This is a genomic window from Lysinibacillus sphaericus (genome assembly GCF_006864135.1).
GTDB lineage: Bacteria > Bacillota > Bacilli > Bacillales_A > Planococcaceae > Lysinibacillus.
Genome location: NZ_SADV01000023.1, coordinates 60483 through 71650 on the forward strand (window position 1 = coordinate 60483; position 11168 = coordinate 71650).

The following is an 11168-nucleotide window of genomic DNA, read 5'->3' on the forward strand; positions in this document are numbered from 1 at the left end:
TTGTCATGCAATTCGAATAATTGCAGAAAATGAAATAGGAGGTTTTTGATTTATGAATTCACAAATACAAGATGTATTAGAAAATATAGAAAAAGTAATGATAGGCAAAAGAGAGGTTGCAGAGCTCAGCATAGTAGCTTTGCTGGCAAGAGGGCATGTCTTGCTTGAGGACGTACCAGGTGTTGGTAAAACGATGATGGTGCGAGCACTGGCAAAATCCCTTGATGCACAGTTTAAAAGGATTCAATTTACACCTGATTTATTACCGTCTGATGTTGTAGGAGTATCTATTTATAATCCAAAAACGTTGGAATTTGAGTTTCGACCTGGTCCGATTATGGGAGATGTCATTTTAGCTGATGAAATTAACCGTACGTCTCCTAAAACACAATCTGCTTTACTTGAGGGGATGGAGGAAGCATCTGTCACGATTGATGGTAAAACCTTAACAATCAATCAACCATTTTTCGTTATGGCCACTCAAAATCCAATTGAACATGAAGGAACATATCCGTTACCAGAAGCCCAGCTAGACCGTTTCTTACTAAAAATAAAAATGGGCTATCCTTCAAGAGGACAAGAAGTGGAAATTCTCCGTCGTGCTGAACATGGTAAACCAATTGAAAAAATTGAAGCGGTGCTAACAGTTGCGCAATTAAATGAATTGCAGGAGCTCGTACAAGGTGTGTATGTTGAAGATTCGGTCAAAAACTATATGGTCGAACTAGCGACTCAAACAAGGGAAAATAGCTATGTATATTTAGGCGTAAGTCCTCGCGCAACGATTGCTTTAATGAAAGCTTCACAAGCTTATGCATTTATACAAGGGCGTAGCTATGTTACTCCTGATGATGTTCAATATTTAGTACCATTTGTTTTTAGCCATCGTCTAGTATTAAAACCAGATGCTCGTTACGATAACGTTACGGCAGAGGAAATTATTGAGCGAATTATTGCGAAAACACCTGTACCGACAAAGAGGTTTGCAGAGCAATGAAGAAATGGCGAGCTTTAATAGAGAAAAGTAAACATTTCTTATTAGTATCTTTGTTAATGATCATAACGTTTTGTTATGCCATGTTCCAAGGTGGGTTTGTCAGCTGGTTTGTGTTTTTTTCAGTTAGTCCGTTTTTGTTATACGCATTTATTTTTTTACTGGTGAAAGAAGATATTTTACTAGTGGAACGCAAAATTGAGCCCTCCCATGTAGAGAGTGGACAATCTGCTAAGGTTACAATTACCGTGGAACGAAAAACACGCTTTCCGTTTGCTTATATGATGATGGAGGAACTTGTGAACAGTGAAGCCCTTGTTCAATCGAGGGTGCAAGGAACGAATAGCATTAAGTTCGTTGGCTTCAGGAAAAAATTTAGCTGGGACTACGTGTTGGAAAATATGTCCCGTGGCGAGCATCGTTACTTAGGTGTTACGATTGTTTTCTGTGATTTTTTTGGCTGGGCAAAAAAGCGAGTTACGGCAGAAAAGGAACAAGTCATTTTAGTTTACCCGAGAGTACGCGAGATGAGATATGCCGCGCTTCAAACAAAATTTGATGTTGGTACAATGATGTCACCTTATTCAATTGTTAAGGATACATCTATGGCTGTTGGCTTACGTGAGTATGTTCCGGGTGATCGTTTTTCGTGGATTCACTGGAAATCATATGCGAAAACACAAACATTGCAATCTAAGGAATTTGAAGATCGTCAATCGCAGGAGTTAATGTTGGTACTCCATGCTGGAAAATCTACGTTATTTGAAGAAAAAATTGAGCTTGTAGCTTCGATGCTACAAACAATTGTCGGAGAACGTGGAGATATCTCATTTCTTTCAGCCGGTTCGAACACGAAGGTGTTTCCGATTATCCAAGGTAATAAGCAGCTAGATCAAATAATGCATCATTTAGCTGCTATAAAACCTGCTGAAACGGTCAAATTTCAATTACGAGATCAGCAAGTGTTTAAGCATATTGCAACATTACTGTATGTTACGAGTGAAGTATCAGATGAATTACTTCATTCTTTAGCCAATATGGTGAAAAGTTGTATTTGTTTTGTAGTAGCGGAGCAACCACCTATGCAAACAGAGTTGGCGAAGCGATATAGACAAATTCATGTTGTACATGTAAATCCAACAGATTATTACCATCTGTTCACGGAGGTGATGAAACCGTGAAAAAATCACTAGGAAATTTTATAGAATTAGCAATAGCATACGTAATAATTTTTCTAATTTTACGTGAATGGCTTATTCCTGTAATGCAGCTGACGAATACAGGCTTGGTTCATTTGTTTTTAGTGTTTATCGGTCTAGCATTGATACTCAGCTTATTTCAAGTACATCCAATATTGTCGGGATTAGTGAAATTTGGTTATATTACTTGGTTTATAGTGTTTGTTTATAGTGAAAGTCCCTTTTTTTCAGGACAGACAATACCATTTTTAATACATGAGTGGAAATGGAATATGACGACCATTCTTTCGGGCGATTTTGGACAAGTTTCGGATTCATTTAGAACGGTGCTATTCCTTGCGCTTATTTGGATGTTAATATACCTAATTCATCACTGGATAACTGTGCGGAAAAATATATTCTATTTCTTCGCGTTAACTGTATTCTTTATTGCCACACTAGATACGTTTAGTGACTATGATGGAAAGGTAGCGATTGTTAAAGTACTTGTGCTTGGATTAATAATGACAGGTTTGCTTTTTGTTAAAAGCTTATGGCTTCAAACAGATGCACCGAGCAATGTAATAGGAAAGTGGAAACTGGTTATTCCAATGATCGTTTCGGTAATGCTCGTTAGTTCAGTGGCATTCTTTTTACCTAAGACAGGACCAACCTGGGCTGATCCAGTGCCTTTTATTAAAGGAGTTGCAGGGCAAGGGGGCGTTGGAACAGGTGCAAAAACAGTTGGTTATAGCGAGGATGATAGCCGATTAGGAGGGCCGTTTCAAGGTGATAATACACTAATTTTTACGGCAACTTCTCGTGATCGCCATTATTGGCGTATAGATACAAAGGACACTTATACTTCGAAGGGCTGGATTCTTTCGAATGGGAACTTTGGCAAAAATGTTTACCAAACAAATACCCCTATCCAAACATCGTTACAAGTTGGATCTCTAGAAAAAGAACGTCAAATTCAAATAGACATTGCTACTCCAATGCCATTTTTATTGCAAACGTATGGTATGATATCTGTTTCTGCCCAAGATTCGCCGCTGTTTATTCAGGATGAACGCACTGAAAAAATAGCAATAGAACAACAGAATGGTGAATCGAAATTATTGTCTAACTATAAGATTTCTTATAGTGAGCCAGAATATAGTATGAAGCAGCTTCAAATGTCTAAAACATCTACGTTAGAAACATTAGATCCTTCCTTTAATCGTTTTTTGCAATTGCCAAATACACTTCCGCCACGTGTAGTGAATTTAGCGAAAGAAATCACTCACGATAAGGCTTCAGTATATGATCAGATAAAAGCAGTTGAAAGTTATTTTTCATCTCACGGCTTTAGATACGATAAAAAAGAAGTAGCAATTCCGGCTGAGGGACAAGATTATGTTGATCAGTTTTTATTTGATACTAAAGTTGGCTACTGTGATAATTTCTCAACATCAATGGTGGTCCTCCTACGTTCGGCGGGGATACCCGCACGTTGGGTAAAAGGCTTCGCGCCGGGCAAGCCTGGTCGAATAACAGATGGTTTACAGGAGTATCAAATTACAAATGATAATGCACACTCATGGGTCGAAGCATATGTACCTGGAACAGGCTGGATGGAGTTTGAACCGACAATTGGATTTTCTAGAAATATGAATATCAATTATGATATGGAGCAAGACACTCCTCAGCAGGAGCAAGTACTGCAGCCAGAAAAAAAACAAGAGCAACCAAAGAAGAAAGAACAAGAGCCGAAGAAAGAAACATCTAGCTCAACGTCGTTTAGTTTTGATTCTGTTTGGACGTGGATGAAAAAGCTTACTTATGTATGGATTGCTCTAGGCATTTTGATGGTCATCGCTAGCATTGCTTTGTTTATGCAACGTAAAACGTGGATACCTAAAATGCAAGTACGAGCATTTCGTAAAAAAGAAGCGGACTGGACAAATTTTGATGCTTCATATCATGTTTTAACGAAGCAATTATCTCGTATTGGATTACGCCGGAAGGATGGCGAAACATTACGTGCATTTGCTACAAGAGTAGATGAGTCGCTAGAGACAGAAGAGATGCAAAAACTAACTGCTGTATATGAACAACATATTTATGGTAAGGATAAACAAGAGGTTGATTTTATGGAACTGAAAGAAAGTTGGGAAAATTTAATCAATCGCACTATCAGTTGATTTTGATGGGTACAAAGAGTAAAATGAAAAAAATTATATATGATGAGGATTGCTTTCATATAAGTTCGATAATAAGGTTCGGATGTTTCTACGAAATCACCGTAAATGATTTCTCTATGAAGGTGAATGTTTTGGTTAGGTGAGAAGGTTAGTAATTAGTAAATCACTTTTCTTTGCTACGCATTCGCCTTTATAAATTAGAGCTTATGAACGCGTAGGAAGGTTTTACTTTCATACGCGTTTTTCTTTGAACATATGAAAAGTCCTTTAAAAATAGTAGAAGAGGTGGATATATTGTCAGCAAGCCCTTTATTAGAGCAAGAAAAAATCGTCGTTCTTGATTTCGGTAGCCAATTTAACCAATTGATTACGCGTCGTATCCGTGAATTTGGTGTTTTCAGTGAGTTACATCCTCATACGATTACAGCTGAAGAAATTAAAGGTATGAACGCAACAGGCATTATTTTTTCAGGTGGTCCAAACTCAGTTTATGACGAAAATGCCTTCCATGTAGACCCAGCTATTTTCGAATTAGGCTTACCAATCTTAGGTATTTGCTATGGTATGCAATTAATGGCACATACGCAAGGTGGTAAAGTTGAAGGTGCTGAAACACGTGAATATGGTAAAGCAGAAATTAAAGTAACAGCTTCTAACAAGTTATTCGGTAACTTACCAACTGAACAAATCGTTTGGATGAGCCATGGAGACCATGTAACAGAAGTACCTGCTGGTTTTGAAGTAATCGCAACAAGTGCTGCTTGCCCAATCTCTGCAATGGCAAATGTAGAACGTAAACTATATGCAGTACAATTCCACCCGGAAGTACGTCACTCTGTATACGGTAACGACTTATTACGTCAGTTCGTATTCGACATTTGTGGAGCAAAAGGCGATTGGTCAATGGCAAACTTCATTGAACTTGAAATTGCAAAAATCCGCGAAATAGTAGGCGACAAAAAAGTATTATGTGCACTTTCTGGCGGTGTAGACTCATCAGTTGTTGCTGTGCTAATTCATAAAGCAATTGGCGACCAACTAACTTGTATGTTCGTTGACCACAACTTAAACCGTAAAGGTGAAGTTGAGCAAGTTATGAAAACATTCACAGAAGACTTCGACATGAATCTTATTAAAATTGATGCACGTCAACGTTTCATGGATAAACTTGCGGGCGTTTCTGATCCAGAGCAAAAACGTAAAATTATCGGTAACGAATTTATTTACGTATTCGATGAAGAAGCAGCTAAACTTGAAGGAATGGACTTCCTAGCACAAGGTACGCTTTACACAGATATCATTGAATCTGGAACATCAACTGCACAAACTATTAAATCTCACCATAACGTTGGTGGTCTTCCAGAAGACATGCAATTCCAATTAATTGAGCCACTTAACACATTATTTAAAGACGAAGTGCGCGCACTAGGATTAGAGCTTGGCCTTGACGAAAAAATCGTTTGGCGTCAACCATTCCCAGGTCCAGGTCTAGGAATCCGTGTACTTGGTGAAGTAACAGAAGAAAAACTAGAAATCGTACGCGAATCTGATTTCATCCTACGTGAGGAAATCGCAAAAGCTGGTCTTGATCGCGACATCTGGCAATACTTCACGGTATTACCTGACATCCGTTCAGTTGGCGTAATGGGCGATGCACGTACGTATGACTATTCAATCGGTATCCGTGCAGTAACATCTATCGACGGTATGACTTCTGACTGGGCACGCATTCCTTGGGATGTACTAGAGAAAATCTCTGTCCGCCTAGTAAACGAAGTAAAACACGTAAACCGTGTGCTGTACGATATTACATCTAAGCCACCTGCAACGATTGAGTGGGAATAATCCCCTCATTTGATTTTGAATAAAAAGCTAGTCTGATTTTTTTCAGACTAGCTTTTTATTTCTTTTTTTAGCATTAAAAATAAGAAAAGTACACCAATTTCTACGATTAACGAGACAAAAATAATATTTAAATGGAAGAAAATTATACTTATCAAAATCGCTATACAAATAAATATTGAACTATATCGATAACTTTTTGATTGATAAAAGAATGAATATGGTAACAAATGTGCACCGTAAATAATTGCATATACAGGTAAGACCCACATAGGTGCTTTAATTAAAAGAAGGATACAAATAATTAAATATAAAATTTGATTGTTTGTTGCAATCAATAGTCCATTAATCAATGGATTTTCTTTATAAAATAAATCAACATTTAATATTTTGGCACAAAGAATTGACACAGGAAACAACAATGCACCGCAAGATAAAATACCTATATTTTTTATCATTAAATCTAAAGGCAGTAACGCGATTACTGTGATAACTCCCCAAATAAATATTGAGGCCATTATAAAAGGAAGCCCCTTCTTTTGTTTCTGAGCAATATCATTTAATAGTACTTGTAAGCTAGTATTGAAGTTCATTTCAGTCTCCTTAATTTTCAAGTGATCTGTTCAAACTATCCGCTATTTTTTTATTTTCATATTTTGAGAAAAAATAAAATCCGATGATATGACCAATCAACGTTATCAATAAAATTAGCAATAAATAAGGTTTAATAATTGCAAATACTTTCAGTGAAAAAAGATATACACTTCCTATGCCACAGAAAAAATTCAAAAAAGTACTAATAGTAATTTTAAATGTTACTTTTAATGTTGAGTAGTTCCACAAATATGGATAAGCTATACCAAAAACAATCCCCATTAGTACGCTAATACCAATTAAATTCCAAATGTAAAGAAAGTTGACTATTTCTTCGTGAAGATTAAAAATGGTAATTAAAAAAACAATCCAAATCAACCCCAAAAATGAAACGTATAAAAAGCTGTTTTTTAAGTCTTTTTTCATATCAATTTCTCCTTAATAGATTTTGCATAATGTCTACTGACAATATACTTATTTTGTTGTTTTGTAATAACTTCCAATCTAGCATGACTTCCCGAAGCAAATGAGCGTATTTGATGCAAATTCAAAATCATAGAATTATTGATTCTAACCAATCCGAAAGATTCCAAGTAAGATAATTCTTTTAAAATCTTATTCAGCAATAGTTCGGTACCATTTATTAAAAAGATTTTGGTGAAATGACCAGATGCTTCAATTGCCTCGATGTTATTGAGTTCAATCATAACCTGACGATTTGTTTTGAGATCTGTTGCGCTTAATGTTGTAGATTGAAAAAATTGCTGTTCAATTGTCGATAGCAATTCTTTATTCGATGGATTACTGACAATCTCAATTTCAGAAGATGATTGATTGTTTTTCCAAATGTAGTTGAATTTCATGTGGATCTCCTTCCTGTTTTAATCGTAGCAACACTTCTCGGAACTTACGACGATTTTTCGTTTTGTTGCAAAATAAATAGGTTTTGTTACAACGTTGATTCAGAAATTTAAAGCTACAGTTTTCACACCATCAAAAAAAGATTTTCAATTGGTGTTTAACTTCAGCAATTATTTCTATAGCGAAAGCGAAGCGACAGGTACAGAAGTAGCTGGTGAGATGAATACATGTTTAAGTTACTTTTCAGCAGATGAAGAAGTTAAACTGATTGTATATTTTTATGGAATTAGGAGTTGAGAAAGTAGAGGATGTTAAGCCACAATAAATTATTGTTTTTGAAATTCTTTAGTTTAAGGATAATACTTTCGAAACGTTAGGTATAGTAAACTAATGAATATAAATAGGACTCTATGTCGTTGTTTAGTTTAGGAGGGACGGAAATGGAAAAAAATAAAGCGATGATTCACACACTTGCTATTGGTATGCCGAAAGAATTGCATTATAGTAATGAGCGCTCAATGATTACAGGGATTGAAAAACGAAAAGTACAAGAAGTATATTTGTCTGCTCGTGGATTTGAGGGGGACGATGTAGCAGATAAAAAACATCATGGTGGTCCTGATCGTGCCGTTTGTTTATATTCTGCGGAGCATTACATACAATGGGAACAGGAACTTGGTAAACCGTTGCCGACAGCAGCATTCGGTGAAAACTTAACAGTAACGAATATGTTGGAAGCGGATATTTGTATTGGTGATATTTATAAAATAGGTGATGCTGTCATCCAAGTTACCCAAGGACGTGTACCTTGTAGTACGATTGATAAATATGCTGAGGCGAACACTTTACTTAAACGTTTAATTGAAACAGGTTATACGGGCTTCCTTGCTCGTGTACTGGAAGAAGGGACAATCTGTGCAGATTCAAAAATTGAATTAGTGGAAAAGCACCCTGAAGGTATTTCAGTTTTACATTGCAACGAAGTGTATTTTAAAAACAAAGACGCACTTGCGATGAAACGTATACAAGTAGTTGATGCATTAGCAGAAGATTGGAAACAAAAATTAGAAAAAAGAGTTCAACTCTTGCAAAGTAAAGTGATGAACTAAACATATGTTGCTCAAGGGAGCTCTATTAAAATCCTCAAGAATTCGAATGAGTTCTAGGGGATTTTTTATTTTATAACTAGCGCTAAAACGTTCAGTCTTGACCTATTTATGCAACGATTTCTTAAAATGTGAACATTAAATAAGGATTTTACACGAACTTTCGTGTAGATTTTATAAAAAATGTTCGGAAATAGGGTTGAAATCTGAAAAGTGAAATGATATATTGATTGTAAATTAAATATGTCGTCGTATAATGTCGGGGATAAGGCCCGTGAGTTTCTACCAAGTTACCGTAAATAACTTGACTACGATTTTAGTTATATATACCAATATATAGACACTAATTGATTTCACGCTATAGTAATGGTGAAATGTATCGTAGACATGCGACTAGTAGAGTAGTCAGCGTGTTTTTTTTGTTTTCGATATTGAAGACGACCATACGGAGGATTTCTTTAAAATGAAAAAGTATTTCATGTTCGATGAATTAGGAACTAATTATCGCCGCGAAATAATAGGTGGTATTACAACATTCCTTGCTATGGCTTACATTTTAGCTGTTAACCCTGGTATGTTAGAAAATGCAGGAATGGATAAAGGAGCTGTATTTGTAGCTACAGCATTAGCAGCTGCAGTCGGTTCTCTGATTATGGGTATTTTCGCTAAATTCCCAATTTCACTTGCTCCTGGTATGGGCTTAAACGCATTCTTTGCTTTCACTGTAGTTGGAGCGTACGGTATTCCATGGCAAACTGGTTTAACAGGTGTTTTCTTCTCAGGTGTTATCTTTATCATTCTTTCGTTAACAGGTATTCGTGAAACAGTCATTAATGCAATTCCGGTCCAACTTAAATATGCGGTTTCAGCAGGGATTGGTTTGTTTATAACATTTGTAGGGTTACAAGGAGCTAAGATTATCGTTGTTAGCCCAGCTACATTGGTTACTTTAGGAACATTCTCTGGTTCAACTTTACTAGCTGTATTCGGGATTGTCCTTTCAATTATTCTTATTATTAAACTACGAAGTATTGGTATTTTCTTAGGGATGGTTATAACAGCAGTTGTTGGTATGATTACAGGTGTCATTGTACCTCCTACAGCAGTTGTTTCAGCAATTCCAAGTGTAGATTCTACGTTTATGGTAGCTTTAAAACCAATTTTCAATGACTTTGATTCATTATTAAACGTTAAATTTTTAGTAGTTGTCTTAACATTCTTGTTTGTAGATTTCTTTGATACAGCAGGTACTTTAATGGCAGTTGCGACACAAGCGGGATTAGTAAAAGATAATAAATTACCACGTGCAAGCCGTGCATTGATGGCTGATGCTCTTGCAACAACAATTGGTTCTTTATTTGGTACATCAACAACTACAGCATATGTTGAATCAACTTCTGGTGTAGCTGCAGGTGCTCGTTCAGGTTTCTCTGCTGTTGTAACGGCAATACTATTCCTGGTAGCATTATTCTTCTCACCATTACTCGCTGTAGTTACTCCAGCAGTAACAGCGCCAGCTCTAGTTATTGTAGGTGTTCTGATGGTATCTTCATTACGTTTAATTGATTGGGATAAATTCGAAATTGCAGTACCTGCTTTCTTTACTGTAATCATGATGCCTCTTGGTTACTCAATTGCTACTGGTATTGCAATAGGCTTTGTCTTCTATCCAATAACAATGCTTTTAGCGGGTCGTAAAAAAGAAATTCATCCTATGATGTACGGATTGTTCTTTGTCTTCCTTGCATACTTTATATGGGTACGCTAAATATAAATACACAATAGAAAGATAAACAGCACCTCAATTGTTGACTAACAATTGTAGGTGCTTTTCTTATTGAAGAATTAAAAACTATAAAAATATAAAACAATCTTATTGATAAGAAATCAGGAGGAATTGAATTAACTGTTTATAATGTAAATGTAGAATGTATAACATTCATGTAGTTGAATTATATACTATAGAAGAAACTCCCTTTAACTCCTTTCAGTTGTAGAGGAATTCAGTCGTTGTCACGTCCTATGGAAAAGACTGAGCGACCAACCAACATCATGTTGGCCTAAAGCCTCCGACCGATTTCGACGCAATTATACTGAGGTATAATTGATTTATTTGGAATAGTTTTACTTTAATAAATCTCTTGCAAACTTAATATTAAGGTGATATATTTATAAACGTTGTTACGAAACAACAACAGCTAAAAAATCTACTAACATAAATGATTGACATAGAGTCAACACTATGTTAAAGTGTAGTAAGTCACTTAAATGCGACAAACTAATGAACCTTGAAAACTGAACAAGCAAAACGTAATCAATAAAGTTTTTAGTAGCTAACCTCGAGTTAGTGAACGAAACAAAATTTTGGACATCAAACATGATGCCAGCAAAACAATTTGAGCTAATC

9 protein-coding genes and 2 riboswitches are annotated in these 11168 nt (G+C 36.0%); of the genes, 6 read left to right on the forward strand and 3 right to left on the reverse strand.

Annotation, left to right across the window (positions count from 1 at the left end; all coding sequences use genetic code 11):
- The first annotated feature begins 52 nt into the window (after positions 1–52).
- The 4 genes from C7Y47_RS19920 to guaA all read left to right on the forward strand — a co-directional run bounded on the left by C7Y47_RS19920 (position 53) and on the right by guaA (position 6203).
- A complete protein-coding gene (locus tag C7Y47_RS19920) occupies positions 53–997 on the forward strand; it encodes an AAA family ATPase (protein ID WP_142510338.1) in 945 nt (314 codons plus the stop codon).
- The gene (locus C7Y47_RS19925) at positions 994–2175 is read left to right on the forward strand and encodes a DUF58 domain-containing protein (protein ID WP_142510339.1); all 1182 of its coding nucleotides are present in this window, start codon (positions 994–996) and stop codon (positions 2173–2175) included. Before C7Y47_RS19920 ends, C7Y47_RS19925 begins: the two co-directional genes overlap by 4 nt.
- Positions 2172–4358: a transglutaminase TgpA family protein gene (locus C7Y47_RS19930; RefSeq protein ID WP_142510340.1), complete on the forward strand. Its 2187-nt coding sequence runs from the start codon at positions 2172–2174 to the stop codon at positions 4356–4358. The genes C7Y47_RS19925 and C7Y47_RS19930 overlap by 4 nt, the downstream gene beginning before the upstream one ends.
- A 35-nt stretch (positions 4359–4393) precedes the next feature.
- Positions 4394–4495: riboswitch (purine riboswitch) on the forward strand.
- A gap of 157 nt (positions 4496–4652) precedes the next feature.
- Positions 4653–6203, forward strand: coding sequence for a glutamine-hydrolyzing GMP synthase (gene guaA / locus C7Y47_RS19935; RefSeq protein ID WP_142510341.1), 1551 nt, complete (start codon positions 4653–4655; stop codon positions 6201–6203).
- Between the two features lie 47 nt (positions 6204–6250).
- Here guaA and C7Y47_RS19940 read toward each other — a convergent pair whose 3' ends face one another.
- Genes C7Y47_RS19940 through C7Y47_RS19950 form a run of 3 tightly spaced genes read right to left on the reverse strand, consistent with a single transcriptional unit; the run spans position 6251 to position 7657 of the window.
- Positions 6251–6793, reverse strand: a complete 543-nt coding sequence (locus tag C7Y47_RS19940) for a DUF7010 family protein (protein ID WP_142510342.1) — start codon at positions 6791–6793, stop codon at positions 6251–6253.
- A 10-nt stretch (positions 6794–6803) separates the two neighbouring features.
- A complete protein-coding gene (locus tag C7Y47_RS19945; protein WP_142510343.1) occupies positions 6804–7220 on the reverse strand; it encodes a hypothetical protein in 417 nt (138 codons plus the stop codon).
- Positions 7217–7657: a LytTR family DNA-binding domain-containing protein gene (locus C7Y47_RS19950; protein ID WP_142510344.1), complete on the reverse strand. Its 441-nt coding sequence runs from the start codon at positions 7655–7657 to the stop codon at positions 7217–7219. The genes C7Y47_RS19945 and C7Y47_RS19950 overlap by 4 nt, the downstream gene beginning before the upstream one ends.
- Before the next feature lie 438 nt (positions 7658–8095).
- Here C7Y47_RS19950 and C7Y47_RS19955 point away from each other — a divergent pair, with 438 nt between their 5' ends.
- Entirely contained in the window at positions 8096–8764 is a 669-nt protein-coding gene (locus C7Y47_RS19955) for an MOSC domain-containing protein (RefSeq protein WP_142510345.1), read from the forward strand.
- A 226-nt stretch (positions 8765–8990) separates the two neighbouring features.
- Positions 8991–9092: riboswitch (purine riboswitch) on the forward strand.
- A gap of 132 nt (positions 9093–9224) precedes the next feature.
- Positions 9225–10529, forward strand: coding sequence for an NCS2 family permease (locus C7Y47_RS19960; protein ID WP_142510346.1), 1305 nt, complete (start codon positions 9225–9227; stop codon positions 10527–10529).
- The last annotated feature ends 639 nt before the right edge of the window (positions 10530–11168 follow it).

Excerpts from the sequence above, each read along its gene's own strand:
- C7Y47_RS19950 (WP_142510344.1), bottom strand. The coding sequence starts at position 7,657 with ATGAAATTCAACTACATTTGGAAAAACAATCAATCATCTTCTGAAATT.
- C7Y47_RS19955 (WP_142510345.1), top strand. The coding sequence starts at position 8,096 with ATGGAAAAAAATAAAGCGATGATTCACACACTTGCTATTGGTATGCCG.
- C7Y47_RS19940 (WP_142510342.1), bottom strand. The coding sequence starts at position 6,793 with ATGAACTTCAATACTAGCTTACAAGTACTATTAAATGATATTGCTCAG.
- C7Y47_RS19920 (WP_142510338.1), top strand. The coding sequence starts at position 53 with ATGAATTCACAAATACAAGATGTATTAGAAAATATAGAAAAAGTAATG.
- C7Y47_RS19925 (WP_142510339.1), top strand. The coding sequence starts at position 994 with ATGAAGAAATGGCGAGCTTTAATAGAGAAAAGTAAACATTTCTTATTA.
- C7Y47_RS19960 (WP_142510346.1), top strand. The coding sequence starts at position 9,225 with ATGAAAAAGTATTTCATGTTCGATGAATTAGGAACTAATTATCGCCGC.
- C7Y47_RS19945 (WP_142510343.1), bottom strand. The coding sequence starts at position 7,220 with ATGAAAAAAGACTTAAAAAACAGCTTTTTATACGTTTCATTTTTGGGG.